The following is a 26277-nucleotide window of genomic DNA, read 5'->3' on the forward strand; positions in this document are numbered from 1 at the left end:
CAACCGGGCGGGAACGCACAGTTGCCGCCAGCACCGGCCGTCCGGACACGACAATGCCCCCGCCGCGGGGGCAGGGGCATGGTCGAAGGAAAGGGGCGAGCCGACGCGCCCTTCCGGGAAGCAGGTACTAGGAATTTGCCTTTTGGTAGGCTTCCTGAATTTCGGCTTGGATACGGCCGCGGCTGTTTACCGCATAGCCGTTGTCCCGGGCCCACTGTCGAATCTGCGCCGAGTCCTGATTGCGGCCGCTCGAAACTTTAGTCCGGGTTGCCCGCCCGGTCGACGTCTTGCGCGCGTGGGCCACGTACCGCTCGACGGCCGAGCGGAGTTCTGATGCGTTGCCCGATGACAGGTCAATTTCATAACTCACGCCATCAAGGCCAAACCGGACAGTTTCGTCCGCGGATCCCCCATCCAGATCATCAACAAGGATGATTTTAACTTTCTGTGCCATAAAAACTCTCTTTTCAAAAGGTCGAGTATTTAGAAAAGCAGGATGTATCTGAAAAAAGTATCCATCCTTTTATGGCCGGGAGTCAAAGCGGAAAAGCCCTTCCAAAGAAAGTCCACAGGAAGGAATAGCCCCAGCTTTTAGCGCTGTTCGGGGGAATGCCCGGTCCCGGGAGCGGGATTTTGCTCCGGCCCGCGGGCTGCCGCCTCCTCCTGGGCGCGGGCCTCGGCCTGGCGCTCGGATTTGTCGGCATTGAAGATTGCCTTCATGGCGAACCAGAAGATGAGCCCGACCACCACGGACGGGAGCAGGACGGCAATGTATTCCATGATCAGTGGCCTTCGGGCTTCAGCAGCGGGAAGAGAATGGTCTCGCGGATGCCGGCGCCGGTGAAGAGCATGACCAGCCGGTCGATGCCCAGTCCGATGCCGCCCATCGGCGGGGCGCCGTACTCGAGGGCGCGGAGGAAGTCCTCGTCCAGCTGCATGGCTTCGACGTCGCCGGCGGCGGAGCGGCGGGACTGCTCGGTGAGGCGTTCGCGCTGGATGACCGGGTCGATCAGTTCGGAGAAGGCGGTGCCGCGCTCCATCCCGCCGATGATCAGGTCCCACGCTTCGATCAGCCGGTTGTCCTCGCGGTGGTGGCGGGCCAGCGGCTGCGCGGAGGGCGGGTAGTCATAGACGAAAGTCGGGTTGAGCAGGGTCGGTTCGACCAGCTCGCCGAAGAGCTCGACCACGAGCTTCTCGGCGTCCCAGGCCGCGTCGACCTTGACCTCGTGCTTGGCGGCGATGGCCAGCAGTTCCTCGACGGGGGTTTCCGGGGTGATGTCCTGGCCCACGAAGTCGGAGAGTCCCGGGTACACGGCCATCCAGGCCCAGTCGCCGTCGAGGTTGATCTCGCCGGCCTCGGTCTGCAGCACGCGGCCCACCCCGGCGGCGTCGGCGGCGTCCAGGATGATCTCCTTGATGCGGTCCGCCATGACGAACTGGTCGGCCCAGGCCTCGTAGCTCTCCAGGGTGGTGAATTCGGGGCTGTGGGTCGAGTCCACGCCCTCGTTGCGGAAGACCCGGCCCATGTCATAGACCCGGTCGATGCCGCCGACCACCGTGCGCTTGAGGTACAGCTCGGTGGCGATCCGCAGCGTCATCTTCTGGTCAAAAGCGTTCATGTGCGTCTCGAACGGGCGGGCCGTGGCGCCGCCGTGCACCAGCTGCAGCATCGGCGTCTCCACCTCGACGTAGCCCTGGCGGTGCAGGGTTTCGCGGATGGAACGCGTGATCGCGGCCCGGGTGTAGACCATTTCGCGGGCCTCGTCGCGGACAATCAGGTCCACATAGCGCTGGCGGACGCGGGTTTCCTCGTTGAGCTCCGCGTGCAGCACAGGCAGCGGCCGCAGCGCCTTGGACGCCATGGACCAGGATTCGGCCATCACGGAGAGCTCGCCGCGGCGGGAGGAGATGACCTCGCCCTTGATGAAGACGTGGTCGCCGAGGTCCACGAGGGACTTCCAATCCGCGAGCGCTTCCTCGCCGATGTTGGCCAGGCTGAGCATGACCTGCAGCCGGACAGCCTTGCCGTCGAGGCCGCCCTCCTGGAGGGTGGCGAAGCAGAGCTTGCCGGTGTTGCGGATGAAGACAATGCGGCCGGTCACGCCGACAACGTCGCCGGTGGTCTCGTCGGCCACGAGGTGCGCGTACTTTTCGCGGATCTCCGTCAGTGAGTGCGTGCGCTCGACTCCCACCGGGTACGCCTCGATGCCACGTTCGATCAGCTTGGCGCGCTTTTCCATGCGGACCAGCGTCTGCTCGCTGGCGTCGGAGTGCTCGGCGGTGTTCGGGGCGGGGGTGTTTTGGGAAGTCACAATCCCCAAGTTTACCGGGCATCCGGCCCCCTCCGGTGCGGCAGGCGCGGGAATGGACCGGGAATACAATCACAGCTGTGGAGACGTGGACGATTCGGACCGACGACGGCGAGGGGCACCTCGAGCTGCACACCTTCCGGCCCAGCGCGGAAAAGGCCCCGGAGGGCGCCCCGGCAGCAGCACCGGAAGCCGCCCCGGGGGCAGCGCCCGGGCACTTCCCGGAGCCCGCCGGCGCGGCGCCCGGGGACGCGCCTGCGGCGGCGGCCGGCATCGTTCTGGTACATGGGACCTTGGTCACGGACGCCCTCTACCGCTCGTTCGCCCGGAGCCTGAGCCGGCTCTTGGGCCGCCCGGTGCACTGTTACAACCGCCGCGGCCGGGCCGGGTCTTCACCGCAGCCCGCGGACTACTCGGCGGCCACGGAGGTTGCAGACCTCGCCGCCGTGCTGCGGCAGACCGGCTCAACGGACGTGTTCGCGCACAGCTACGGCGGGTTCGTGGCGCTGCAGGCCGCACGCAGCGTGCCGATCCGCCGCCTGGTGACCTACGACGCGGCTGTGTCCCTCGCCGGGAACCTGACCAGCCGCTGGCGACCGGAACTGGAACGATCGGTGGCGGCCGGTGAACTGGACCACGCGTGGGCCCACCTGGTCCAGGGGCTGGAAACCGCCGGTCCCGTGTCGAAGCTGCCGCTCGGCGCCCTGCGCATGCTCAGCATCCTCTCGGCCCGGACCAGCCTGGGCGCGGAGATGCGGGAACTGCTGCCCACGGCCGTGAAGGAGATGCGCGCGGTGCTGGCCGCGGACGCCGAGCTCGACGACTTTGCCGGCATCACCATGCCCACGCTGATGCTCACCGGCGGGTGGAGCCCGGACTACTTCGCCGAAACCGGGCGGCAGCTCGCGGCGGCGGTGCCGGCAATCGAGTTTGCCGTGGTGCCGGGCCAGCTGCACGAGGGCCCCATCCGTCCCGGCAACCGGCGGCTGGCGCTGATTGCGGCCAGGTTCCTGCTCGACGGCGACGCGGTCCCGGCGCGGCTCCGGGTCCGGCGGCGGCTGCGGCCGGCCCGCTGACTTCTGGCACTAGAATCGGGGGCGACCTAAGTCGAAAGGACCCCCTTGGCCAAGCTCTACTTCCGTTACGGCGCGATGAACTCCGGCAAGTCGACGGGCCTGCTGCAGGCCGCGTTCAACTACGAGGAGCGAGGCCAGCGGGTGGTGCTCGCCAAGCCAGACATCGACACCAAGGGTGACGCCGACGTCGTATCCCGGCTGGGCATGACCCGCTCGGTGGACTTCCTGATCCCGTCCGGGGCGTCCGCCCGGAAGCTGTTCGCGGCGCACGCGCACGGGGATGACCCCGACGCGTTGCTGCAGCACGTGGACACACCCCCCGTGGCCTGCCTGCTGGTGGACGAGGCCCAGTTCCTTGAGCCCGAGCAGGTGGACGACCTTTTCCGCATCGCCGTGCTGGACAACGTTCCCGTGCTCGCCTACGGCATCCGCACCGACTTCCGGACCCGCGCCTTCCCCGGCTCGCTCCGGCTCCTGGAAATCGCGCACACCCTCGAGGAGCTCAAGACCATCTGCCGGTGCGGCCGCAAGGCCATCTTCAACACCCGCCGGATCGGCGATCAGGTGGTGTTCGACGGCGACCAGGTGGCCATCGACGGGCAGGACGCCTGGTACGAGTCACTCTGCGGCTCCTGCTACCTCGAGATCTCCGGCGGCCGGCTGGGCAGCTGACAGCACCCTGCTGTGCGGTTCCGGGCGCCTCGGCTAGGCTCGGAGCATGACCCGCGAGAACATCAAAACCCCCGACGGCGGAACCCTTGAGCTTTTCAGCACGGGCGCGGAGCTTGCCGCGGCGGGTTCCGGCGTCGTCGTCGTGCCGGCTTCGATGGTGACGGCGGCCGACTACACCCGTTTCGCGCAGAAGCTCAGCGCCGCGCTGGGCCGGCCGGTCCACACCTTCAACCGCCGAGGCCGCGGCTCGTCCTCGCCGCAGCCGGAGGACTACACCCTGGACGTGGACATCCGCGACCTGGACGCCGTGATGAAGCACACCGCCAGTACCGACGTCTTCGGGCACAGCTTCGGCGGCGCGGTGGCGCTGCATGCCGCACGCACCCTGCCGGTGGAACGCCTCGCCGTCTACGACCCGGCCGTTTCGGTGAACCACAGCGTCACGGCGGACTGGACCGCAGAGTACGAGCGCCTGACGGCGGCGGGCGACGACGACCGGGCCCTCGCCGTCCTGGTCCGCGGCCTCGAGACTGGAAGCGCGCTGTCCCGGATGCCGCTATCCATGCTGACGCTGGCGAACAAGCTCACCGCCGGCACACCTGTCGGCAAGCAGCTGCGCGAGCTGATGAAGACCGGCGTCCGCGAGATCAAGGCGATCATCGCCGCCGACATGCCGGCCGAACCATTCCTGGAGCTGCCGCTGGAGACCCTGATCATCGTGGGCGAGAAGAGCCCGGCGTACTTCGGGGTGGCCTGCGGGCAGATCCACGACGTGCTCTCGGGCTCCAGCTACACCATCCTGCCGGGCATGGGCCACGACGGCGTCAACAAGGCCCCGGACAAGCTCATCGCCGAACTCAGCGAGTTCTTCGCCGGCTAGCAGCTGCCGGGTCAGTGGGCCGCCGGGCCCGCCGCGCCTTCGGTCTTGCGCATCAGCACGGACAGCACCACGGCAGCGAGCGCTATGGCGGCCGCGGTCAGGAACGCCGCGTGCATTCCGGCGACGATGCCGGACCCCGCCGAGACGACCGCGTAGATCGAGACCAGCAGCGCCGTGCCCGCCGCGCCCGCGACCTGCTGCAGGGTGCTCATGATGGCCGAGCCGTGGGAGTACAGGTGCGGCGGCAACGGGTTCAGCCCCGTGGTGAACGCGGGGGTGAACAGCAGCGCCAGGCCCAGGCTCAGCGTCACATGCAGCGCGATGATCCAGCCGACCGGCGTCTGGGCGTCCAGCCGGGAGAACTGCCAGAGCGAAAGCACCATCAGGACCGATCCCGTCACGGTCAGCGGCAATGGGCCGAACTTGTCGAAAAGCCGGCCGATAACCGGGCCCAGCAGGCCCATTGCGAGGCCGCCGGGCAACAGGGCGAGGCCGGTTTCCAGCGACTTCAGGCCGCGGACTTCCTGCAGGTACAGGGGCAGCAGGATCACGGCGCCGAACAGGGCAATCATCGCGACCACCAGCAGCAGCACGGACACGGTGAACATCCGGAAGTTGAAGGCGCGCAGATCCAGCAGCGGCGCGTCGGACTTCTGCAGCCTGAGCTGGCGCAGGACGAAGGCGAGCAGGGCCACGACGCCGACGGCGAGCGCCGCCACGGCCGGGGTGGCGGGGCCGCCCTGGCCGCCGCCGATCTGGCTCAGTCCGTACACGACGCCGCCGAAGGCCGGGACGGTCAGGACGACGGAGAGCGCATCGAGCCGGGTCTTCTCGTTGTCGCCGATGTTCCGCAGGAACCTGGCTCCGATGGCAAACGCGAGCAACGCGATCGGGAGCACGAACACGAACATGAACCGCCAGGAGAAATTCTGCAGGATCAGCCCGGAGACCGTCGGGCCCATGGCGGGCGCCACCGAGATCGCGATGCTCACGTTGCCCATCACGGCGCCGCGGCGCGCAACCGGCACCAGGGTCAGGATGGTGGTCATCAGCAGCGGAAGCATGATGGCGGTGCCGCCGGCCTGGATAATTCTGGCCAGAAGCAGGATTTCGAAACCGGGTGCGAGGGCTGCCAGCAGGGTGCCGGCGGAAAACAGCCCCATCGCCAGCATGAAGACCGCCCGGGTGGAGAGTCGCTGCAGGATGAAGCCCGTGGTGGGAATGACCACGGCCATCGTCAGCATGAAGCCGGTGGAAAGCCACTGCACGGTGGGTGCATCGACCCTCAGGTCCACCATCAGCCGCTGCAGGGCCACGTTCATGATGGTTTCGTTCAGGATCACCACGAAGGTGGCTACCAGCAGGGTGGCGATGATGGTGACGGACTCCCGGGACAGCTTCTCCGGCCCGGCCGCCGGTGCCTCCGCGCGCTGCACGGGCGCCGGGGGCAGGGCTGCGGTCCGGGGCGGCTGCGCCAGGTTCTCCTGGACGTTGGAAGGGGCATCTGCTGGCATGGGGATTCCCTCAGGGAGTTGAAGTGGGTTTCGGCGCACGTGGTCGCCACTACGAATTCCAACCCGCCCCCCGCAGCGGTAATTCCCGGCGGCGGCGATAAATTATTCCGATTCGCAGCGGGACGGAAATTCGGCCCGGGGCCTTTGTCCCCTACCCGCTTTCCGGCGGCGGGCGTTGGCTGGTAACGGGCCGAGGCTCTCCTCCGGGCGCCCGCACCCCCGACTTACTCCACCGGCTTATTCCACGAGAGGATGATCCATGGGCCACATCAAGCTCGACACCCAGATCGACGCGCCGGTCGGGCGCGTCACCGAGATCGCCGTCGACCCCTACCACTGGGCGTCGTGGTGGGTGAACCTCAGCGAGCCGAAGAAGGTCGAAGGCGACGGCCGGGCGGGGACCGTCGTCGAGCACAGCTACCTGATGGCCGGGGTTCCGTTCCCGGTCACCACGCGCGTCCTGGAAAACGAGCCGACCCCCAGCGGCGGCCAGCACGTCCGGCTCGAATTCGACGGCCCGCTCAAGGGATGGCAGACGTGGGACTACGAGCCCTCGGGAACCGGCACCCGGGTCACCGCGGAAATCGAGTACAACGTCCCGGGCGCGGCGATCGGGAAGTTCGCCGACCGGGTGCTGGTGGAACGGCTGCAGGAGCGCGCCAGGGAGCAGACCCTGGCAAACCTCAAGCTGATGGCCGAGACGGGGAAGGGCTAGGAGTCCAGCGGCACGTTGTCGATCAGGCGGACCGGGCCGACCTTGGCCGCGATGAGAACCAGTCCTTCGCCGCGGAACGGCGTCTCGCGGCAGTTCTCCGCGAGCGGCTCAAGGGTGCGCGGGTCCACGACGTCGAAGTAGTCCAGCTCCACGAGGGGCTGGGATTCCACGAGCGCCCGGGCGGAGTCCAGGTCCAGGGGTTCGTGGGCGTTGGCGCGTTCCTCGACCAGCCGCAGCGCCCGGGAGAGCACCAGGGCGGCCTCGCGTTCCTCGGCCGAGAGGAAACGGTTCCGGCTGGAGAGCGCGAGCCCGTCCGGGGACCGCACGATCGGCACCGGGACGATCTCCACCGGGAAGTTCAGGTCCGCCACCATTCGCTGGACCAGGGTCAGCTGCTGGGCGTCCTTTTGGCCGAAATAGGCGCGGTAGGTGCCCTGTCCCAAGGCGGGCAGGCCGTAGTGCAGCAGCTTCGCCACCACCGTCAGGGCGCCGTCGAAGTGCCCCGGCCGGGAGGCTCCCTCCCACTTGTCGGCCAGCACACCGGCAGTGATCCGCACCAGGGGTTCGCCGCCGGGATACACCTCCTCCACCGCCGGCGCGAAGGCGAGGTCTACTCCTTCGGCCTCGAGCAGGGCCAAATCCGCCTCAAGCGTCCGCGGGTAGCGGTCAAGGTCCACCGCCTCGCCGAACTGCAGCGGATTGACGAAGATGCTGGCCACCACGACGTCGTTTTCCGCGACGGCGGTGCGTGCGAGCCGGGCATGTCCCTCGTGCAGGGCGCCCATCGTGGGCACGAGCCCCTGCGAGGTGCCGCGCTTTTCGGTGAGCAGCCGCGCGCTTTCAGTGCGCAGCTGCGCAGCCGTGGTCACCAACTGGATTGCCATCTCAGGGTCCTTCCTCAGGAATCGGGCCGCCGGCGTCGGGGGCCTCGAGCGCCTGCCTGATGCCGTCGATTTGCTCCGGCTTCAACAGCCCGCGGCTACCCGCACGGCGGGCCGTTGCCCGGGCCATGGCCAGGTACGCCTCAAGAATATCGCCGCCGGAGCCGCCGTCGAGTTCGCGCAGCGCCTCCGAGTGCGCGGCGACAGTCCCCACATCCCCGCGCGCCACCGGACCGGTCAGCGCCGACTCTCCCGAGGCGAGGGCGTTTTCCAGGCTGGCGCGCAGCAGGGGGCCCAGCATGCGTTCCGGGGCTTCGACGCCCACTTCGCGCAGCAGCTGGGAGGCTTGCGCCACGAGCGTGACCAAATGGTTTGAGCCGTGCGCCAGGGCCGCGTGGTACAGCGTGCGGTCAGCTTCGGCGATCGCGACCGGCTCCGCGCCCATCTCCACCACGAGGGCCTGCGCGATCGGCAGCATGGCCGGGTCGGCCGTCACGCCGAAGCTGCAGTCCAGCAGCCGGGTCAGGTCAAGGCTCATGCCGGTGAAGGTCATGGCGGGGTGCAGCGCCAGCGGGATGGCCCCCGCGGCGCGGACCGGGCGCAGGATCCCGACGCCGAATCGCCCGGAGGTGTGGGCAACGAGCTGCCCGGGCTGCCAGGCGCCGAGTTTCGCGAGCCCTTCCACGAGCGGACCGAGGGCGTCGTCCGGGACGGCCAGCAGTACCAGTTCGGCGCGTTCCACGATGTCCTGCACCTCGAGGATGGGAACGCCGGGCAGCAGGGTTTCGGCGCGCTCCCGGCTCGCGTCCGAGACGGCGGAGACCCCGACGACGGCGTGCTCGGCGGCGCGCAACGCCGCCCCCAGGACGGCCCCCACCTTGCCGGCTCCGATGATTCCGACGCCGAGGCGTCCTGGCTTAGCCATGCTGCGGACCTTCCTTTGGTGCGTGTACGAGGTGCTCTGCCGGGGCGAGCCAGTGTTCGCTGGTCTGCCGTTTCCGCGCGGTCCGGGCGCGGGCCGCCTGCGCGTCCAGCAAGGCCCGGCCTTCGTCCAGGCCGGCCTGGATCAGCCGCGGCGCGACCGGCCCGGCGGTGGTGTGCAGGACCAGGTCCGCCACCCGGAAGCGCCGGGCAAGCGGGCCCTGCTGCAGCGCGATCGACTGGGTGCGCTGGTGCGGGACCAGGATGAGGTGGCGCCACCAGCGGCCGGAGCGGATCAGCAGCGCGGTGTCGGTGGCGGTGAAGCCGTTGCGCCGCCAGCCCAGCGGGGCCAGCAGGCGGGCCCGCCTCGGCGTGGTGACGAAGCCGCCGTCTTCCGGAGCGGCGTCGTCGCCGCCGTCCGGAGCGGCGGAACGGCCGGCGCCGCCGGCGGGCGCCAGCCCGTTCAACCCCGCGGTGAAGACGCGCCCGGGGTCCGGGGTGCCGGGGTCGGGCAGGACCAGCGACAGCATGGTGAACACCTCCGCCAGCGTTCCGACGGGCAGCAGGGTGGTCCGGGCGGAGGCCTCGCCGTTGCTGCCGGCGGTGCCGTAGCCGGCCACGTTGACCTGCATCCGGTACCAGCCGAAGACCCGCCAGAGCGGCGGCTGGCTGACGCGCACGGCCTGGATCCGCCCCGGCGGCAGGGTCTGGGCCTGGGTGTCCAGCAGGCCGTAGCGGAGCCGGATACCGTCCGGGGAAATGGCGGCGGTGAAGTTGAAGCCCTTGTTGAAGGAGTTCCAGTACGCCGCGGCCAGGCCCAGGCCGGCCGGGACCAGATAGAAGTAGAAGCTGCGGTTCTCGGTGAAGGCGGAGAGCAGCACCGAGGCCACGGCGCCGAGGACGATGACGACGCTTTGCTCGCTCAGCACCAGCGACCCGACCAGCCGCGGCGGCGGCACGGTGAGTACGGCATGTTCCGGCGCCTCCTCGGCGACGGCCGCCCGCTGCCCCGGATCCTGCCCCGCCGTTACCGGCGCCGGCGTCCCGCCTCCGGCGCCGGAGGCACGGGCAAGGATGGTCGCGCGGAGCTGGCGGGCCTCGGCCAGGGGCAGGTAGGCCAGGTGCACCGCGGACTGGCCGGCGTCGGCGACCTCGAACCTGAGCTCGGCGAGCCCGAAAATCCGCGCCAGCAGGGGCTGCACGACGTCGATTGCCTGGACTCGGTCCAGCCGGGCCTGGCGCTGCTGCTTGAACAGGAACCCGGTGTTGACCCGCACGTACCCGTCAGCCACCTGGTACCGGGTGAAGTACCAGCTCAGCACGAAGCCGAGCACGGTCAGCAGCAGCACCGTGCCGCCGCCAAGCAGCAGCCATGGCGCCCGTCCGGCGAGCCGATCGTCAATGACGGGTCCGCCCTGGAGCAGGCGTTCAAAGGCATCGCGGCCAAAGAAGAAGAACATCGCGGCCAGCGCCACCCAGCCCCGAACGAACGGCGATGCCGGATGCACGCGCCGCCAGCTGTCCCCGGCGGCCGTCACAGCCCGGCCAGGCGGGCCTCGCCGCGGGCGGACAGCTGTTCGCGGAGCCTCGCCCCCTCCTCCGCGGGCAGGCCGGGGATCTCCGCGCTGGTGCCGGCCGAGGCGGTGTGAAGCTTCAGGGTGCACAGGCCGAGGCCGCGCTCCACCGGGCCGGCCCCGATGTCCACGTACTGCATCCGCCCGTACGGGACCACCAGGACGCGCTGGAAGAAGATGCCACGGCGGATCAGCAGGTCGTCCTCGCGTTCGGCGTAACCGATGGACCGCACCTGTCGCGGGATGAGCACGAGCCGCCACAGGGCCAGCAGGAAGGCTGCGGCGGGCACGGCGGCGGCGATCCACAGCGGCGGCCAGCCCCACGCGCCGTTCAGGACCAGCACGAGGGGCAGGGACAGGACCGCGACGGCGGCCAGGTTGGCCAGCGCCCAGCCCACCAGCCGCACGGTCACGTACCGGGGTGACACCCGCCGCCAGACCAGCCCGGGCGGGTCAATCGCCTCGGTACGCATATTCGCCTTCAGCCTTGGGCTTGCCGCGCTTGCCCTGCAGTCCGGGGCTCCCCTCGGCGTCGCCGTCCTCGGGAGGAATCCGGCAGAAGCGCTCCACCACCAGGCCTACCACCACCATCACGAGGCCGCCGCCGGCCATGGACAGCGTCTCCCAGGTGATGGACTGACCGCTGCGCACGGACCATAGCCTCAGCTGGTCCAGGAAAATTCCGGCGTGCCAGCCCAGCAGCACGGTCCCGGTGTAGGCGCAGGCCTGGGCCAGGACCAGGGTCCACGCGGCCAGGATCGGGTTGAGCATTCTCTTCTTCTTGCCGTTGCGCCAGCGCAGCACACGGACGCCAAGGATCAGGGTGAGGGCCACGATCACGCCCATGGTGAGCAGGCCGGTCAGCGGCAGCACAGGGGTCTCGAGGCTGTAGCGTCCGGAAATCAGGGCGGCAAGCCAGCCCAGGACGGCGAGCGCGACAGCAATGACGAGGAGCAGGAGCGGGCTGACCGGCTTCATGGGGCCTCCACCGGCGCGGCTCCAGCCGCGCCCTTGAGGTCTTCGAAGCCGTCGAACGGCGCGAGGTCCGGGAAGTCGGCGGCCTTGGCGGCGAGGTCGCCCACCCGTTCGCCGTTGAGCTCGGCCGCGGGGTCGATCAGGGACCAGGGGTAGAGCACGAAGGCACGCTCCGCGGCGCGCGGATGCGGAAGCGTCAGGTCCGGGTCGGAGCTCACCAGGTCGCCGTAGGTGATGATGTCCACGTCGAGGGTGCGCGGACCCCAGCGGACTTCACGGACCCGCAGGTGCTTTTGTTCCACCGCGTGGCAGTGCCGCAGCAGTTCCTCCGGGGACAGCGAGGTTTCCACGGCGATGACCATGTTCAGGAAGTCCGGCTGGTCCGGCGGTCCGCCTACGGCCTTGGTCTGCACGATCGGCGAGATGGCCAGCAGCCGCACCTCCGGCGGGTCGACGAGGTCGGCGACGGCGGCGGAGAGCGTGTCGTTGCGCTCCCCCAGGTTGCTGCCGAGCGCGATCACGGAGCGGGTGTAGGGCGCTGCGTGGGGGCTCATGGCCGGTCCCGGTGGACGCTGACGGACACATCGCCGAACTCGACCTCGATCGGGGCCTTGGGCTTGTGCACGGTGATGTCGACGGCGGCCACCGGGAAGCGCAGCAGCAGGTCGTCGGCGATCCGCACCGCGAGGGCCTCGATCAGGTTCAGCGGCGCGCCGGTGATCCAGCCGCGGATGCACTCGGCCACTTCGCCGTAATGCGCGGTGTCCCGCACGTCGTCACTGGCGGCGGCCTGGCTGAAGTCGAGGTGCAGCACGGCGTCGACGACAAACGGCTGGCCGTCCCGGCGTTCGAAATCAAACACTCCGTGATGCCCGACGGCGGTGACGCCGCTTAGCGTGATCCGGTCCATGGGGCGGCCGTCTCAGCCGTTGCCGGGCACGGCCGGCGCCGATCCGGTGCGCGGACCCGGGGCGATGCGGGCGGCGACCTTGACCGCGTCGAGGCTGGGGCCGACGTCGTGCACGCGGACCGCCCAGGCGCCGCGGAAGGCGCTGATGGCGGTGACGGCGGCGGTGGCGGCATCCCGATCCTGGGGCGGGGCGGCCTTTCCGGCGACGGTCAGGAGGCTGCCCAGGAACCGTTTCCGGGACGCGGCGACCAGGACTTTGTGGCCCATGGCCTGCAGGACGTCGAGGTTCTGCAGGAGTTCCCAGTTCTGCGCCTCGTTCTTGGCGAAGCCCAGGCCGGGGTCCAGGATGATCTGCTCCGGCGAGGCGCCGGCGGCATACAGCTTGTAGCGCACGCCGGCGAGCTCGGCGGCGACCTCCCGGGCCACGTTGCCGTAGTCGGTCAGCGAGTCCATGGTGCTCGCGTCGCCGCGGCGGTGGGTGAGGATGTAGGGCGCCTTGCTCCGGGCCACCAGCTCAACCATCTCCGGCTCGATCGTGAGGCCGGAGACGTCGTTGATGATCGTGGCGCCGGCCGCCAGCGCGGCCTCGGCGGTGGCGGCGTGCGTGGTGTCGATGCTGACCAGGGCGCCGGCCTTGACCAGCGCCTCGATCACGGGAAGTACCCGCCGCTTTTCCTCCTCGACGCTGACCTCCGCGGCACCGGGGCGGGTGGATTCCCCGCCGACGTCGATGATGTCTGCGCCGGCGTAGTACATCCGCAGGCCGGCGGCGACCGCAGTGTCCGCCGTCGCGTGCCGGCCGCCGTCGCTGAACGAATCCGGGGTGACGTTCAGGATCCCCATCACGAGCGTGCGGTCCGTCGGCAGGTCCTTGAAACTCGCAGCCGGGCGCGGCTTGCGCAGCACGGGCAGCGGCGAGGTGGCAGGTCCTGTTCCAGGGGCTGCGGCTAGGGAATCCATAGTCTGTTTTTGTTACCTTCCAAGGATGAGGCTCATGGCTTCGGCGCGGGTGGCCGGGTCATGCAGTTGCCCGCGGACCGCGCTGGTGACGGTTTTCGCGCCGGGCTTGCGGATGCCGCGCATCGACATGCAAAGGTGTTCGCATTCGACGACGACGATCGCGCCGCGCGGCTTGAGGTGGGTGACGAGGGCTTCGACGATCTGCGTGGTCAGCCGCTCCTGCACCTGCGGGCGGCGGGCGAACATGTCCACCAGCCGGGCCAGCTTGCTCAGGCCGGTGACCTTGCCGTCGTGCGAGGGGATGTAACCGACGTGGGCCACCCCGTGGAACGGCACGAGGTGGTGCTCGCAGGTTGAGTAGAACGGGATGTCCTTGACCAGTACCAGTTCTTCGTGGTCCAGGTCGAAGGTGGTGGCGAGGATTTCCGCCGGGTCGTGGTGCAGGCCGGCAAACATCTCCGCGTAGGCCTTGGCGACCCGTTTGGGGGTGTCCAGCAGTCCGCTGCGGTCCGGGTCCTCGCCGATGGCGATCAGGATCTCGCGCACCGCCGCCTGGATCCGCGGGCGGTCCACCTTGGTTCCGGGCTGGCCCGCGGCCTCCGCCGGCTCTCCCGCGGGGAGGGAGCCGGCGGCGGCGGGAACGTCGTCGTCGTCGAAGTAGGAAGTCACAGAAGAAGCCTAGCCGGGATGGACGTCGGGCCCGAGATCCGTGACGCCGTCCTGGAAGGACTCCTGTCCGGGCACGCCCTGGGCGTGCGGCGGCCGGGCGTCGAGCGGCTCCTCGAGCCGGGCTTCCTTGGCTTCTTCCTGGGCTTCGCGCTCGGCCCTTTCACGGCGGGACTCCACCGGGCCGACGGCCTGGATCGGCCGGCTCTCCTTGGAGAGCCAGATCTCGCGGAAATCGCGCTTGCGGATATTCGTGAAGACCTGGGCGATCTCGCTCTGGTTCAGGGTTTCCCGTTCCAGCAGTTCCAGCGCGAGCTGGTCCAGGACGTCGCGGTTCTCGGTGAGGATCGCGTAGGCCTCGTCATGCGCGCCCTCGATCAGGCGGCGCACTTCCTCGTCCACGACGTAGGCGATCTGGTCCGAGTAGTTGCGCTCGTGTCCGGCGTCGCGGCCCAGGAACGGCTCCCCGCCGCCCTGCCCGAGACGTACGGCGCCGACGCGTTCACTCATGCCGAACTCGGTGACCATCTTGCGCGCGATTCCGGTGGCCTTTTCGATGTCGTTCGAGGCACCGGTGGAGGGGTCGTGGAAGACGAGTTCCTCGGCCACCCGGCCGCCCATGGCGTAGGCCATCTGGTCCAGCAGTTCGTTGCGGGTCACGGAGTACTTGTCGTTCTCCGGAACCACCATGGTGTAGCCCAGGGCGCGGCCGCGCGGCAGGATGGTGATCTTGGTGACCGGGGCAGAGTTGCGCAGTGCCGCCGCCACCAGGGCGTGGCCGCCCTCGTGGTACGCGGTGACCTTGCGCTCGTGTTCCTTCATGACCCGGCTGCGCTTCTGCGGACCGGCCATCACCCGGTCGATTGCCTCGTCGAGCGCGCGGTCATCGATCAGGTTGGCATTGGAGCGGGCCGTCAGCAGCGCGGCTTCGTTGAGCACGTTCGCGAGGTCCGCGCCGGTGTAGCCGGGGGTTTTCTTCGCGACGGCCTTGAGGTCGACGCCGGGAGCCATCGGCTTGCCCTTCGCGTGCACCTTCAGGATCTGGTCGCGGCCGATCAGGTCCGGGGCCTCGACCGAAATCTGGCGGTCGAAGCGGCCCGGGCGGAGCAGGGCGGGGTCGAGCACGTCGGGGCGGTTGGTGGCCGCGATCAGGATGACGTTGGTCTTGACGTCGAAGCCGTCCATTTCAACCAGCAGCTGGTTGAGGGTCTGCTCGCGCTCGTCGTTGCCGCCGCCGATGCCGGCGCCGCGGTGCCGGCCGACGGCGTCGATCTCGTCCACGAAGATGATGGCCGGCGCGTTGGCCTTGGCCTGTTCGAACAGGTCGCGGACGCGGGAGGCGCCGACGCCGACGAACATTTCAACGAAGTCGGAACCGGAGATGGAGAAGAAGGGAACGCCGGCCTCGCCGGCGACCGCACGGGCCAGGAGGGTCTTGCCGGTACCGGGAGGGCCGTACAGCAGCACGCCCTTGGGGATCTTGGCGCCCACGGCCTGGAACTTGGCGGGTTCCTGGAGGAATTCCTTGATCTCTTCGAGTTCCTCGACGGCTTCGTCGGCGCCGGCGACGTCGCTGAAGGTCACCTGCGGCATGTCCTTGTTGACCATCTTGGCTTTGGACTTGCCGAACTGCATGACCTTGGAGCCGCCGCCCTGCATCCGGGAGAGCAGGAACCAGAAGAGCACACCCAGCAGCAGCACCGGGACCAGCAGGGAGAACAGGCCGGAGAACCAGTTGCTTTCGACCGGCTGGTCGGTGAAGCCGCTCGGCGGTTTGGCAGCCGTTACGGCCTTGACGACGTCCGCCGCGCGGGCGTTGACGTAGTAGAACTGGACGTTCTTGCCCTTGTCCTGGCCGTCAATCTGGATGTCGTTTTTCAGGACCAGGTCCACGCGGTTCTCGGCGTCGAAAATCTTGGCCTGCTCGACCTTGTCGCTGTCGGCCAGCAGGGCCAGGCCCCGGTCCGTGTCGATCCGGACGGAGCCGCCCGGGGCCAGGGTGGCAAAGGCCAGCAGGAGCATGCCGATTACAACGACAATCCAGATGCCCGGGCCCTTGAAGAAACTCTTAGCTTTCATCTGATCGGGGGCTGGCCCCGTCCCTCCTGGTAGTGCTGCACGGCGACCGATCTGCGCGCGTGTGGTGCTGCGTCAGGTTATAGCTATACACCGTCGCAGTAACTCACGCACGGTCAGGGCTAAAAGTTCCCTGTCGGCGTAGCGGGGGCTGTGCGGGCGCAGACCAGGCACAGCGTCGAGCCGGAGGGAAGCTGCCGGTGCGGTCCCCGGGTTACTCGTAGACGTGCGGCGCCAGGGTGCCCACGAAGTCCAGGTTGCGGTACTTCTCGGCGTAGTCCAGGCCGTAGCCGACGACGAATTCGTTAGGGATGTCATAGCCGACGTACTTGACGTCGATCTGGACCTTGGCGGCGGTGGGCTTGCGGAATGCGGTGCAGATCTCCACCGAGGCGGGGCCGCGGGACTCCAGGTTGGTCTTGAGCCAGGAAAGCGTGAGGCCGGAGTCGATGATGTCTTCGACGATCAGGACGTCCTTGCCCATCAGGTCGGTGTCGAGGTCCTTGAGGATGCGGACCACGCCGGAGGACTGCGTGCCGGAGCCGTAGGAGGAGACGGCCATCCAGTCCATCGAGACGTGGCTGTGCAGCGCACGGGCCAGGTCGGCCATGACCATGACCGCACCCTTGAGCACACCAACGATCAGCAGATCGCGGCCTTCGTAGTCCTTGTCGATCTGGGCAGCGAGTTCAGTGATCCGGGTCTGGATCTGCTCCTTGGAGTAGAGAACGTGCTTGAGGTCTGCCTGGACGTCGTTTGAATCCACCAATGGCTCCTGTGTAGATGCGGGTGCGACTATTCTTGGGGCGGTTTTTGAGGCCGGAATACAAGCTTCCCACAGCGGGCGCCCTCACGGGGAACGCCGGCGGGGGCGGACTGCCCGGCCGCGAGCAGCTGGGCGAGGGAGAGCCGGTAGACGCTCACGCCGCCGGGAAGCTCCACGGGTCCCGCGGATCCCTGCCGGCGAAGCAGCGCTTCGGCGGCCAGCAGCCGCTGGTAGCTGGGCTGTTGACCCCCGACGGCGGCGGCGGCCTTGGCGATCACCCGGAACCTGACGGCCGGCGCCAGTTCGCGGAGCGCGGCCTCGGGCAGGCTGAGCTCGGTCCCGGAGCGCTCCTGCAGGCGGCCAAAGGTGTCGTTGGCCACATCCTCGAGGTAGTCGGCGTCGAGCTGCAGGATCGCCGCCGTCCGGGCCAGCGACTCGGCCACCCCCGGGCCAAGCTTCTCCTCCAGCATCGGCAGCACCTCCACCCGGGTCCGGGACCGGGCGAAGGCGGGGTCCTCGTTGCTCGGGTCGTGCCACGGGTCCAGGCCTTCGACGGCGCAGATTTCCAGGGTGTCGGCCCGTCGCAGGCCCAGGAACGGCCGAAGCAGGCGGCCGCGGGCCGGCCGCATCCCGGCGAGCGAGCGGGTGCCGGAGCCGCGCGCCAGTCCCAGCAGGACCTGTTCGGCCTGGTCGTCCAGGGTATGGCCCAGCAGGACGGCCGCCGCGCCGGTATCGTCGGCGGCGGCCTCGAGGGCGGCGTGCCTGGCGTCCCGCGCGGCGGCCTCCGGGCCCATCCCGGCGGGGGCAACGTCAACGGTCCTGACCTGCACGGGGGCGAGTCCCAGCTCCCGCAGCGCCGCCGCTGTCGCCGCGGCCACCTCCGCGGACCCGGGCTGAAGCTGGTGGTCCACGACGACGGCGCCGACGGAAATCGGGTGGCCGTCAACGTGGCCGCGGCGGGCGAAGTAGGCCGCGACGGCGGCAAGCGCCAGCGAATCCGGACCGCCGCTGCAGGCCACAAGCACCCGCTCTGGGTAGCCGGCGTCGGCCAAGGCGTCCTGCAGCATCTTCCGCGCCTTGCCGACGACGGGCGCCAGCCGGCCGGGCCGTCGTCGTCCGCGGGAAGCCGCCGGGAGATCCGGGTGGGTTGGGGCCGGCACCTGGACTAGAGCCCCATCCGCTCGAGCCACAGCTTGGAGTCGTGGATTTCGGGCTCGGTGGGAAGGTGGTCGGCGGACTCCCAGACCTTGTTGAAGCCCTGCATTCCGGCGGCGTCCACCACTTCGCGGACAAACTTCGAACCGTCGCTGTACTGCCGCATCTTCGCGTCCAGCCCAAGCAGGCTGCGGATGAACTTCTCGATGGCGCCGCGGTCCGTGCCGCGGGCGTTGAAGCGCTGCCGGATGGTCTTGACCGAGGGGACGATGCTGGCGTCCACCGCATCCATGACCACGTTGGCGTGGCCTTCCAGCAGGCTCATGACGGCGGTCAGGTGCGAGATCGCCGCCCGCTCCGCCGGGTCCTGCAGGAGGTCCAGGATTGCCCCGCGGCCGGGGGCGGCGCCCGAGCCGGCCCGGTCCTTGAGGGCCTTCGCGGCCGCCGCGGCACGTTCCATGATCGAGTCGACGTTGCCCAGCAGGTGTTCACTGAGGTCCTCGATTTGTTCCAGCATGTGGTGGCGCAGCCAGGGTGCGGCCGCGAACTGCACGCGGTGGGTTTGTTCGTGCAGGCACACCCAGAGCCGGAAATCCTCGGGCGCGACGTTGAGCTCGCGCTCCACGGAGATGATGTTGGGCGCCACCAGCAGCAGCCGGCCCGCGGCGGGGGCGGTGGAATTCTCGGCCAGCGCCGAGAACGGGTCGTACTGGCCGAGGACCTTGCTGGAGAGGAACGCCAGGATCGCGCCCAGCTGGCTGCCGGTGATCGCGCCGCCGACGCTCGCGGCGCCCGGGCTGACGGTCCCGCGCCGGCTTTCGAGCATCTTCTCGATGGCGGGCTGCAGCATCACGGCGAAGCTCTGTGTGTTCGCCTTGGCCCACGAGGCGCGGTCCACCACCAGGACGGAGGAGTCCCGCAGGTCGCGGGCGGCCTCGAGGCCGGTGATGTCGTGCACGTGCGGAACGGAGATGTCCGCCATCAGGCGCAGGTTCTCGACGGCGGCGCCGATCTCCGCGGACCCGAGCGAGGGGCCGGCCGGGGTGAGGCGCGCGGCCGTGGACGCGGCGAGCTCCCAGTTGATCAGGGCCTGGGCTGGTGTTTGGCCTGGTGCCTGGGCAGATGTCTCGTGCGAAGAGGACTCCATAGCCCCATCAGATCACAGCGGAGCGGGGAAGCGCCTTAAATTCGTCGGGCGGCGAACGGGCAGCCGGGACCCGCCGGTTAGATGGTTCCCCGCGGGTTAGGCGTTTCGAGTCGTCGAGTGCGCAGCGAACCGTCGAAACGGCGCGGCCTCAGCGGCAGCCGCAGGCGGCCAGGACCGAGGCTGTCCGGTCCAGGGCGGCCTTGTTGCCGGCCGCGCCGGGCGTCAGGCCGTTGCCGATGAAGGAGAAGACCAGCAGCCGGCCGTCGGCGTCCACGACGTAGCCGCTGAGTGCGATCACCGTGTTGAGCGTTCCGGTCTTGGCGCGGACCAGGCCCGCACCCCGGGAAGTGCTGGTATCCATGTACCGGCTGCCGAGTGTTCCGGTCAGCCCGGCCACCGGAAACCCGGCCAGGGCGGAGCGGAGGCGGGTGTCTGTGCCGGTGGTCATGGCACGGATCACGGCGGAGAGTTGCCGCGCCGAGACCTTGTTCTCCAGGGTCAGCCCGGCCAGGTCGGCGGCCCGGAGGGTGCCCGAAGGGATGTTCAGCTCCTCGAGCTGCTGCAGTACGGCGGCGACGGCGCCGTCGTTGCTGGCGGGTTTGCCGCTTGCCACCGCCACCATCCGGCCCATGACCTCGGTGAGGTAGTTGTCCGAGGTGCGCAGCATCAGGTCCACCTGCTGGCTGACGGTGGCGGACTGGACTTCGGCGAGGAGCTTGCCTGACTGTCCGCCGGCGTCCGCGGCGGGCTTCCGCCCGGCCGGCAGCCTTGCGACGTCGGGCGCCACGGTGAGTCCCGCGGCGGCGCCGGCGGCCGAGAGCCGGTCCGCGAAGGCCTCGGCGGCCGTCATGGCGGCGTCGCGGGGGCGGGGTCCGGTGGTGACGGCGGGGTCGAAGCGGGCCGAGTTCAGGGCCAGCGGAAACAGCGGCGCCACTTCGCCGGCCGCCACGTCGTCCGGGCTCCAGGCCCGGCTCAGGGACGGTCCGCTGAAGAGGGAATCGTCCAGCAGGACGGTCACTGGACCGGCCACGCCGGCCTTCTGCAGCGCACGGACCGTGGTCTGCGCGAGGGTGGCGAGCCCGGCGTGCCCCAGGACAGCATCCGGTGCGGACTCGCCTGCACCCAGCAGCACGTCTCCGCCGCCGGTCAGGACGACCGTGCCCGGCGTGGGTCCGGCCACAACCCTGGTGCTGAAGCGCCGGTCCGGGCCGAGGGTGCGCAGCGCGGCGGCGGCGGTGAGGAGCTTGATGTTGGAAGCGGGGGCGCGGACCTCGTCGGCGGCCCGGTCGAAGAGCACCTTCCCGGTGAGGGCATCCTGGACCAGGCCGCTGAAGGACCCGGCGCCGTCGGTCTTCAGCGTGGCTTTGAGCTGGGCGGCAACGGTGGCGGCATTCGGCACCGGCGCATCGGCGCTGAGCGGCCGCATGCCTCCGGCGGTTTCCGAGCCGCCGTCGGGAGCGCTGAGGGTGGCGGGCATCTGCTGCCACGGGCCCGCCGCTGCAGGTTCCGGGGGAAGGGCTGGGCCGCGGAATCCGGGACTGACCACCAGGCCCGCGGGGACGGCGAGCGCCATGACCAGGAGGGTCAGGAGCAGCATCGGGACGATCCGCCCGAACCTTCCGGGCGCCGGAGCCGTACCCTCACGGCTCGTTGTGCGTTTCATGCTGCTGCTGGTCCTTTAGTCCCGAAATGTCCCCACTAGTTCCTGAAACCAGGGCCTGTCGCTATATCCTCAATAATAGTCGGCGGCACCGGCACTGCTTTTTCTGCACGCCACGTGTGCCGCGCACCCCCTGAATCCGTCGAGGAGCATTCCATGAAGCATGACGTGACCATCGAGATCCCCAAGGGATCGCGCGTCAAGTACGAAGTCGACCACGAGACCGGCCGCGTCCGCCTGGACCGCGTCCTGTTCACCTCCATGCAGTACCCCACGCACTACGGCTTCTTCGAGAACACCCTGGGCGAGGACGGCGACCCGCTGGACGCACTGGTGCTCCTGCAGGACTTCGATCTGCACCCCGGCGTGATCGTCGAGTCCCGCCCGATCGGCGTCTTCAACATGACCGACGACGGCGGCGGGGACGCCAAGGTCCTCTGCGTGCCGGCCGATCCGCGCTTCGACCACATCAACGAGATCAGCGACGTCAGCGAATTCCTGATCAAGGAAATCGAGCACTTCTTCACCCGGTACAAGGACCTGGAGCCCGGCAAGTGGGTCAAGGCCGAGGGCTGGGGCGATCGCGCCGCGGCCGAGGCCGAACTCGAAGCGTCGATCAAGCGCTTCGTCCCGCACACGCACTAACGCCTCCGCAGCACCAACGCGGGGTCACTTACCGCCGATCCGGCCGACGGATATGGGCGGTAAGTGACCCCGCGTTGCTGTTTGAGCGCAGATGACCGCTGGCAGCCGTGGGTCAGGAAAGTGTGAAATCGTTGGTTCATGCATGAACCAACCTTTAGCCCGCCCTGCGGCCCGGTCTCCGGGTGGCGGGACGGCGACGTGGTGCGTGCCACGGGTATTCCGTACGCCACCGCGGCGCGTTTCCAGCCCCCGGCGGGTGCGCCCGACTGGAGCGAAACCCTCGCGGCCACGAACCTCTCCCCCGCCTGCCCGCAGGCGCCGGTCCCGTTCCTGGACGACATTCTTGGCACCCGCTACGGCGAACTCCCCGGCAGCGAGGACTGCCAGCGGCTCTCGATCACCATGCCGAAGGACCTGCGCGACGGCGAACGCGTGCCGGTCATGGTGTGGCTGCACGGCGGCTCCTACACCTCCGGTTCCGGCGACCTGGCAATCTTCGACCCCAAGGCGCTCGTCGCCGAAAACCGCGTCATCGTGGTCTCCGTGACGTACCGCCTGGGCCTGTTCGGTTACCTGGCCACCGGCACCGGCCGGCCCGCCAACCTCGGCCTGCTGGACCAACTCGAGGCGTTCCGCTGGGTGCAGCGCAACATCGGCGCCTTCGGCGGCGACCCGGGCAACGTCACGGCTTTCGGTCAATCTGCCGGAGGCGACGCCGTCGCCCACCTGATGGCGACGCCGGAGGCCCCCACCCTGTTCCAACGCGCCATCATCCAGAGCGCGCCGCTTGGCATTACCCGCGGCCGAGACAAGATGAGCCGCGCCATGGGCGTCGCCGCGGAGGCCGTCAACGAAGACACCCCCGCGATGGAAGTCGTGGAGATCGAGGGGCACGTGTCGCAGGTGGCCCGGAAGTACGGGCTGATCGCGGCCATGCCCTTCGGCACCCAGTACGGGCATGCGCCCCTGCCGCCGGAGTCCGGGATTGAGGCCGCCTGGAACGCCACGGCACCCGGGATCGAGGTCCTGATCGGGCACACCTCCGAGGAAGCCCGGATGTTCCTGCCGCGCAACCCGGCGGTCAGCCGCCTGGCCAAGGTCCCCGTGCTCGGGCCCGCCGTCGTCAAGGCCATCAACTGGGCAGTGACCGAGGCGGTGTACGGCCGTTCCGCCAGGCGGTTCGCCCGCCGCCACACCCGGGCGGGCGGCACGGCCTACCGCTACGTGCTGTCCTGGGCCGCGCCTGGGAACTTCTACGGGGCGGCACACACCGTGGACCTGCCGCTGCTGTTCGGCGACCGGCGGACCTGGGAAGGTGTGGGGCTGGTCGCCGGAGCCAGCTGGGAGGAGATCGACGCCCAGGGCCGGGCCCTGCGTGGCGTGTGGGCCCGCTTTGCCTCGGGAAAGGGTCTGGAGAGCCGCGGCGGGATCCCCGGCGCGTTCCGGTACCGCGCTCTTTGAGCCACAGGAAAGGTTGATGCCATGTCCACCTCGCTGAGCCCCCGGGCGGGCAGCGGATGTTGACCCTCGGCGTCGACCTCGCGGCGGCCACGAAGAAGACGGCGGCCGCCGTCGTCGAATGGAACAATGGCACCGCCCGCCTGGCGCACCTGGCGCTCGACGTCGACGACGACGAAATCGTCCGGCTCTTTGGCGCTGCGGATCTGGCCGGGATCGACTGCCCCGTGGGCTGGCCGGACGCCTTCCTGCCCTTCATTGCCGGGCACCTGGCCGGGGATCCGCACCCCGTGCTTGACCACGACGGAATCGAAGGCCGCCGGCTGCTGGCCTACCGGGACACCGACCGCTTCGTCACCGCCCGGACCGGGTTGATCCCGCTCAGCGTCTCAGCCGACCGGCTGGCGCACCCGGCGATGCGCTGCGCCGTCATCCAGGCCAAGATCGCCGTGGAGCACGGTCCCCAGGCGCGGGACGGCAGCGGCCGGCTGGCCGAGGTCTACCCGGCAGCGTCACTGAAGTCCTGGGGCCTGCTGGCCCGCGGCTACAAGGGGCGCGGCGGCGCGGAAACGCAGCGGCTGGGCGATCTCCTCCGCGGGCTCAGGCAGGCCGCCCCGTGGCTGGATCTTGCCGGGCACGGGGAGCAGCTGGCCGGTTCGGACGACATGTTCGACGCCGTCATCGCGTCCCTTACCGCGCGGGCCGTGGCCCTCGGCGCGACTATCCGTCCCGACGCCGCGCACGCCCGGGCCGCACGGACCGAGGGCTGGATCCATCTGCCCACCGGCGGGCTGTCCGCACTCACCGGTGGGCCGGCCTAGACCCGCCACCGCGGGCAGGCTATTCGCCGCCGAGGGTCCAGCCGCTGATCTCCTTCGCGTCCTCGCCGTGCTCCCTGGTGTGGTTGTGGGCCCGGATGCGCCGGTCCTGCAGCGACTGGCGCAGCAGCGAGTGCCGTTCGGCCAGCCCCGGCACCCGGTCAATTGCGTCGATGGCCAGCTGGTAGCGGTCGATCCCGTTGAGCATGGCCATGTCGAACGGCGTCGTCGTGGTGCCTTCCTCCTTGTAACCGCGCACGTGCAGGCCCTCCTGGTTGGTGCGGCGGTAGGCCAGCCGGTGGATCAGCGAGGGGTAGCCGTGGTACGCGAAAATGATCGGCTTGTCCGCGGTGAAGATGCCGTCAAAGTCCCGGGAGGAGAGGCCGTGCGGGTGTTCGGCGGCATCCTGGAGCCGCATCAGGTCCACCACGTTCACCACCCGGATCTTCAGCCCGGGTGCCCCTTCCTTGAGCAGTTCGGCCGCCGCGACGGTCTCCACCGTGGGGACGTCCCCCGCGCAGGCCAGGACGACGTCGGGCTCCTCGCCCGGGACCTCGGAACCGGCGAATTCCCAGATTCCCAGGCCGCGCTGGCAGTGGTGCGCGGCGTCGGCCGGTCCCAGCCAGGTGGGCGAGGGCTGTTTGCCGCTGACCACGATGTTGACGTAGTCCCGCGAACCGAGGCAGTGCTCCATCACCGAGAGCAGCGTGTTCGCGTCCGGCGGCAGGTAGACCCGGATGACCTCGGACTTCTTGTTCACCGCGTGGTCGATGAAGCCCGGATCCTGGTGCGAGAAGCCGTTGTGGTCCTGCTGCCAGACGTGCGAGGAGAGGACGTAGTTCAGCGAGGCGACGGGCTGGCGCCACGGCAGCTCGCGGTGCACCTCGAGCCACTTGGCGTGCTGGTTGAACATCGAATCGACAATGTGGATGAACGCCTCGTAGCAGCTGAACACCCCGTGCCGGCCGGTGAGCAGGTAGCCTTCCAGCCAGCCCTGGCACAGGTGTTCGCTGAGGACTTCCATCACCCGGCCGGCGCGGGCCAGGTGCTCGTCGACGGCCTCGATCCGGTACTGCCAGACCTTGTCCGTGACCTCGTAGACGTCCTGCAGCCGGTTGGACGCGGTCTCGTCCGGGCCGAAGAGCCGGAAGGTCTCCGGGTTGAGCGCTATCACGTCCCGCATCCAGGAGCCGAGGGTGATCATGGCGCTGACCCGCTCCCGGCCCGGCTGGGCGACCTCCACCGCGTGGTCGGCGTAGCCGGGCAGCTTCAGGTCGCGCAGCAGGATGCCGCCGTTGGCATGCGGGGTGGCGCTCATCCGCAGCTCGCCGCCCGGGGCGTTCGCGGCCACCTCCGGCCGGAGCCGCCCGGCGCCGTCGAACAGTTCCTCCGGGCGGTAGGACTCCAGCCACTGCCCGAGCTGGGCCAGGTGCTCGGGATTGGTGCGGACTTCGGCGAGTGGCACCTGGTGGCTGCGCCAGGTGCCTTCCACCTGCAGCCCATCAACCGTCTTCGGCCCGGTCCAGCCCTTGGGCGAGCGCAGCACGATCATCGGCCACGCGGCGGCGGGAGCGTCGTCACCGTTCCAGCCGCCGGCGCGCCGTTCGGCCTGGATGGCCCGTATTTCCGCCAGGCACGCGTCCAGCACCGCGGCAAAATCGCGGTGCGCCGCGGCGGTGTCCTCCGGGTCAGTGACGGTTACGAAGTGCGGCTTGTGGCCGTACCCGCGCAGCAGCTGCTCCAGCTGGGCCTCCGGCATCCGCGCGAGAATCGTCGGGTTGGCGATCTTGTAGCCGTTCAGGTGCAGGATCGGCAGCACGGCCCCGTCCGCCGCCGGGTCCAGGAAGTTGTGGGAGTGCCAGCTCGCGGCCAGCGGCCCGGTCTCCGCCTCGCCGTCGCCGATCACGACGGCGGTGATCAGCCGGGGGTTGTCGAACACCGTGCCGTAGGCGTGGGCCAGCGAGTACCCGAGTTCACCGCCCTCGTTGATGGAGCCCGGTGTTTCCGGGGCGGCGTGGCTGGGGATGCCGCCGGGGTAGGAGAACTGCCGGAACAGCTCGGCCAGCCCGTCCTCGTCCGGGCCCACGTTGCTGTAGATCTCCGAGTAGGTGCCCTCCAGCCAACCGTTCGCCACCACGGCCGGTCCGCCGTGGCCCGGCCCGGCGACGAACAGCATCTCCTGCGAATCCCGGCGGATGACCCGGTTCAGGTGCGCATAGATGAAGTTCAATCCTGGAGTGGTGCCCCAGTGGCCGAGCAGGCGGGACTTGGTATCCCCGGCGCTCAGCGGCTCACGCAGCAACGGATTGGAGCGCAAATAGATCTGGCCTACCGAGAGGTAGTTGGCGGCCCGCCACCACCGGTCCACGAGGCCAAGTTCGTCCCTGCCCGCCGTCTCCGCGGTCCGCTGCCCTGTCCCCTGTTCCAACCCATTACCCACTGATGCACTCCGCCCCGGTCCGTGCCGCCGTCGGCAGCGTCTCCCCCCATCGCAACATC

The 26277-nt window shown here is 69.5% G+C and carries 26 protein-coding genes; 7 read left to right on the forward strand and 19 right to left on the reverse strand.

Annotated features, from left to right (window positions below; genetic code table 11):
* Positions 1-127: 127 nt before the first annotated feature.
* The 3 genes from AC1DBL_RS10170 to lysS all read right to left on the reverse strand — a co-directional run bounded on the left by AC1DBL_RS10170 (position 128) and on the right by lysS (position 2312).
* The gene (locus AC1DBL_RS10170) at positions 128-454 is read right to left on the reverse strand and encodes a histone-like nucleoid-structuring protein Lsr2 (RefSeq protein WP_175323908.1); all 327 of its coding nucleotides are present in this window, start codon (positions 452-454) and stop codon (positions 128-130) included.
* A 137-nt stretch (positions 455-591) separates the two neighbouring features.
* Entirely contained in the window at positions 592-780 is a 189-nt protein-coding gene (locus AC1DBL_RS10175; RefSeq protein WP_476926032.1) for a hypothetical protein, read from the reverse strand.
* Between the two features lie 2 nt (positions 781-782).
* Positions 783-2312 (reverse strand): lysine--tRNA ligase, encoded by a 1530-nt coding sequence (lysS, locus tag AC1DBL_RS10180; RefSeq protein WP_175323910.1) that lies wholly within the window; start codon positions 2310-2312, stop codon positions 783-785.
* Between the two features lie 77 nt (positions 2313-2389).
* On the opposite strand from lysS, the gene AC1DBL_RS10185 reads away from it, so the two are divergent.
* Genes AC1DBL_RS10185 through AC1DBL_RS10195 form a run of 3 tightly spaced genes read left to right on the forward strand, consistent with a single transcriptional unit; the run spans position 2390 to position 4937 of the window.
* Positions 2390-3385, forward strand: a complete 996-nt coding sequence (locus AC1DBL_RS10185) for an alpha/beta fold hydrolase (protein WP_476926033.1) — start codon at positions 2390-2392, stop codon at positions 3383-3385.
* A 45-nt stretch (positions 3386-3430) separates the two neighbouring features.
* Positions 3431-4057, forward strand: a complete 627-nt coding sequence (locus tag AC1DBL_RS10190) for a thymidine kinase (RefSeq protein WP_441418132.1) — start codon at positions 3431-3433, stop codon at positions 4055-4057.
* Positions 4058-4103: 46 nt separating this feature from the next.
* Positions 4104-4937: an alpha/beta fold hydrolase gene (locus AC1DBL_RS10195; protein ID WP_441418133.1), complete on the forward strand. Its 834-nt coding sequence runs from the start codon at positions 4104-4106 to the stop codon at positions 4935-4937.
* Between the two features lie 11 nt (positions 4938-4948).
* Here AC1DBL_RS10195 and AC1DBL_RS10200 read toward each other — a convergent pair whose 3' ends face one another.
* Positions 4949-6451 carry an MDR family MFS transporter gene (locus tag AC1DBL_RS10200; RefSeq protein ID WP_476926034.1) on the reverse strand — a complete coding sequence of 501 codons (1503 nt, stop codon included), beginning with the start codon at positions 6449-6451 and terminating at the stop codon, positions 4949-4951.
* A 259-nt stretch (positions 6452-6710) separates the two neighbouring features.
* On the opposite strand from AC1DBL_RS10200, the gene AC1DBL_RS10205 reads away from it, so the two are divergent.
* Positions 6711-7166, forward strand: a complete 456-nt coding sequence (locus tag AC1DBL_RS10205) for an SRPBCC family protein (RefSeq protein WP_441418135.1) — start codon at positions 6711-6713, stop codon at positions 7164-7166.
* Here the strand turns inward: AC1DBL_RS10205 and panC are convergent.
* From panC to dacB, 14 genes are all read right to left on the reverse strand, one after another.
* A complete protein-coding gene (gene panC / locus AC1DBL_RS10210) occupies positions 7163-8050 on the reverse strand; it encodes a pantoate--beta-alanine ligase (protein WP_476893005.1) in 888 nt (295 codons plus the stop codon). The two genes, AC1DBL_RS10205 and panC, sit on opposite strands and share 4 nt — an antisense overlap.
* 1 nt (position 8051) lies before the next feature.
* Positions 8052-8972, reverse strand: coding sequence for a Rossmann-like and DUF2520 domain-containing protein (locus AC1DBL_RS10215; protein ID WP_441418137.1), 921 nt, complete (start codon positions 8970-8972; stop codon positions 8052-8054).
* Complete coding sequence (locus AC1DBL_RS10220; RefSeq protein WP_476926035.1) at positions 8965-10506, reverse strand: PH domain-containing protein; 1542 nt, start codon at positions 10504-10506, stop codon at positions 8965-8967. Before AC1DBL_RS10220 ends, AC1DBL_RS10215 begins: the two co-directional genes overlap by 8 nt.
* The gene (locus AC1DBL_RS10225; RefSeq protein WP_476926036.1) at positions 10503-11015 is read right to left on the reverse strand and encodes a PH domain-containing protein; all 513 of its coding nucleotides are present in this window, start codon (positions 11013-11015) and stop codon (positions 10503-10505) included. The genes AC1DBL_RS10220 and AC1DBL_RS10225 overlap by 4 nt, the downstream gene beginning before the upstream one ends.
* Positions 10996-11520 (reverse strand): DUF3180 domain-containing protein, encoded by a 525-nt coding sequence (locus AC1DBL_RS10230; protein WP_441418139.1) that lies wholly within the window; start codon positions 11518-11520, stop codon positions 10996-10998. Before AC1DBL_RS10230 ends, AC1DBL_RS10225 begins: the two co-directional genes overlap by 20 nt.
* On the reverse strand, positions 11517-12071 hold the full coding sequence (gene folK, locus AC1DBL_RS10235) for a 2-amino-4-hydroxy-6-hydroxymethyldihydropteridine diphosphokinase (RefSeq protein ID WP_476926037.1): 555 nt from the start codon (positions 12069-12071) through the stop codon (positions 11517-11519). Before folK ends, AC1DBL_RS10230 begins: the two co-directional genes overlap by 4 nt.
* The gene (gene folB / locus AC1DBL_RS10240; protein WP_476893009.1) at positions 12068-12427 is read right to left on the reverse strand and encodes a dihydroneopterin aldolase; all 360 of its coding nucleotides are present in this window, start codon (positions 12425-12427) and stop codon (positions 12068-12070) included. Before folB ends, folK begins: the two co-directional genes overlap by 4 nt.
* Positions 12428-12439: 12 nt before the next feature.
* A complete protein-coding gene (gene folP, locus AC1DBL_RS10245) occupies positions 12440-13387 on the reverse strand; it encodes a dihydropteroate synthase (protein ID WP_476926038.1) in 948 nt (315 codons plus the stop codon).
* Between the two features lie 12 nt (positions 13388-13399).
* Positions 13400-14056 (reverse strand): GTP cyclohydrolase I FolE, encoded by a 657-nt coding sequence (gene folE / locus AC1DBL_RS10250; protein ID WP_476926039.1) that lies wholly within the window; start codon positions 14054-14056, stop codon positions 13400-13402.
* Positions 14057-14065: 9 nt separating this feature from the next.
* Positions 14066-16132 (reverse strand): ATP-dependent zinc metalloprotease FtsH, encoded by a 2067-nt coding sequence (gene ftsH / locus AC1DBL_RS10255; RefSeq protein WP_476926040.1) that lies wholly within the window; start codon positions 16130-16132, stop codon positions 14066-14068.
* Between the two features lie 211 nt (positions 16133-16343).
* Positions 16344-16895 (reverse strand): hypoxanthine phosphoribosyltransferase, encoded by a 552-nt coding sequence (gene hpt, locus AC1DBL_RS10260; protein ID WP_146336115.1) that lies wholly within the window; start codon positions 16893-16895, stop codon positions 16344-16346.
* Positions 16896-16924: 29 nt separating this feature from the next.
* Complete coding sequence (gene tilS / locus AC1DBL_RS10265) at positions 16925-17962, reverse strand: tRNA lysidine(34) synthetase TilS (protein ID WP_441418146.1); 1038 nt, start codon at positions 17960-17962, stop codon at positions 16925-16927.
* Between the two features lie 98 nt (positions 17963-18060).
* A complete protein-coding gene (locus AC1DBL_RS10270; RefSeq protein ID WP_476917270.1) occupies positions 18061-19197 on the reverse strand; it encodes a zinc-dependent metalloprotease in 1137 nt (378 codons plus the stop codon).
* Between the two features lie 148 nt (positions 19198-19345).
* On the reverse strand, positions 19346-20860 hold the full coding sequence (dacB, locus tag AC1DBL_RS10275) for a D-alanyl-D-alanine carboxypeptidase/D-alanyl-D-alanine endopeptidase (protein ID WP_476926041.1): 1515 nt from the start codon (positions 20858-20860) through the stop codon (positions 19346-19348).
* A gap of 153 nt (positions 20861-21013) precedes the next feature.
* Between dacB and AC1DBL_RS10280 the strand changes: the two genes are divergently transcribed.
* The 3 genes from AC1DBL_RS10280 (at position 21014) to AC1DBL_RS10290 (ending at position 23781) form a co-directional block, all read left to right on the forward strand.
* A complete protein-coding gene (locus AC1DBL_RS10280; protein ID WP_441418149.1) occupies positions 21014-21502 on the forward strand; it encodes an inorganic diphosphatase in 489 nt (162 codons plus the stop codon).
* 138 nt (positions 21503-21640) lie between these two features.
* Positions 21641-22963 carry a carboxylesterase family protein gene (locus AC1DBL_RS10285; RefSeq protein WP_476926042.1) on the forward strand — a complete coding sequence of 441 codons (1323 nt, stop codon included), beginning with the start codon at positions 21641-21643 and terminating at the stop codon, positions 22961-22963.
* Positions 22964-23019: 56 nt separating this feature from the next.
* Positions 23020-23781, forward strand: a complete 762-nt coding sequence (locus AC1DBL_RS10290; protein WP_476908868.1) for a DUF429 domain-containing protein — start codon at positions 23020-23022, stop codon at positions 23779-23781.
* A gap of 19 nt (positions 23782-23800) precedes the next feature.
* Here AC1DBL_RS10290 and AC1DBL_RS10295 read toward each other — a convergent pair whose 3' ends face one another.
* Complete coding sequence (locus tag AC1DBL_RS10295) at positions 23801-26206, reverse strand: phosphoketolase family protein (protein WP_476926060.1); 2406 nt, start codon at positions 26204-26206, stop codon at positions 23801-23803.
* Positions 26207-26277 lie beyond the last annotated feature (71 nt).

It is taken from the genome of Arthrobacter sp. 10T44 (assembly GCF_056393885.1).

Bases quoted from the DNA above. Each gene is read 5' to 3' on its own strand.
- AC1DBL_RS10170 (WP_175323908.1), bottom strand. From the start codon at position 454: ATGGCACAGAAAGTTAAAATCATCCTTGTTGATGATCTGGATGGGGGA.
- AC1DBL_RS10175 (WP_476926032.1), bottom strand. From the start codon at position 780: ATGGAATACATTGCCGTCCTGCTCCCGTCCGTGGTGGTCGGGCTCATC.
- AC1DBL_RS10195 (WP_441418133.1), top strand. From the start codon at position 4,104: ATGACCCGCGAGAACATCAAAACCCCCGACGGCGGAACCCTTGAGCTT.
- AC1DBL_RS10200 (WP_476926034.1), bottom strand. From the start codon at position 6,451: ATGCCAGCAGATGCCCCTTCCAACGTCCAGGAGAACCTGGCGCAGCCG.
- AC1DBL_RS10205 (WP_441418135.1), top strand. From the start codon at position 6,711: ATGGGCCACATCAAGCTCGACACCCAGATCGACGCGCCGGTCGGGCGC.
- panC (WP_476893005.1), bottom strand. From the start codon at position 8,050: ATGGCAATCCAGTTGGTGACCACGGCTGCGCAGCTGCGCACTGAAAGC.
- AC1DBL_RS10215 (WP_441418137.1), bottom strand. From the start codon at position 8,972: ATGGCTAAGCCAGGACGCCTCGGCGTCGGAATCATCGGAGCCGGCAAG.
- AC1DBL_RS10225 (WP_476926036.1), bottom strand. From the start codon at position 11,015: ATGCGTACCGAGGCGATTGACCCGCCCGGGCTGGTCTGGCGGCGGGTG.
- AC1DBL_RS10230 (WP_441418139.1), bottom strand. From the start codon at position 11,520: ATGAAGCCGGTCAGCCCGCTCCTGCTCCTCGTCATTGCTGTCGCGCTC.
- folK (WP_476926037.1), bottom strand. From the start codon at position 12,071: ATGAGCCCCCACGCAGCGCCCTACACCCGCTCCGTGATCGCGCTCGGC.
- folB (WP_476893009.1), bottom strand. From the start codon at position 12,427: ATGGACCGGATCACGCTAAGCGGCGTCACCGCCGTCGGGCATCACGGA.
- folP (WP_476926038.1), bottom strand. From the start codon at position 13,387: ATGGATTCCCTAGCCGCAGCCCCTGGAACAGGACCTGCCACCTCGCCG.
- ftsH (WP_476926040.1), bottom strand. From the start codon at position 16,132: ATGAAAGCTAAGAGTTTCTTCAAGGGCCCGGGCATCTGGATTGTCGTT.
- tilS (WP_441418146.1), bottom strand. From the start codon at position 17,962: ATGCTGCAGGACGCCTTGGCCGACGCCGGCTACCCAGAGCGGGTGCTT.
- AC1DBL_RS10270 (WP_476917270.1), bottom strand. From the start codon at position 19,197: ATGGAGTCCTCTTCGCACGAGACATCTGCCCAGGCACCAGGCCAAACA.
- dacB (WP_476926041.1), bottom strand. From the start codon at position 20,860: ATGAAACGCACAACGAGCCGTGAGGGTACGGCTCCGGCGCCCGGAAGG.
- AC1DBL_RS10280 (WP_441418149.1), top strand. From the start codon at position 21,014: ATGAAGCATGACGTGACCATCGAGATCCCCAAGGGATCGCGCGTCAAG.
- AC1DBL_RS10285 (WP_476926042.1), top strand. From the start codon at position 21,641: ATGCATGAACCAACCTTTAGCCCGCCCTGCGGCCCGGTCTCCGGGTGG.
- AC1DBL_RS10290 (WP_476908868.1), top strand. From the start codon at position 23,020: ATGTTGACCCTCGGCGTCGACCTCGCGGCGGCCACGAAGAAGACGGCG.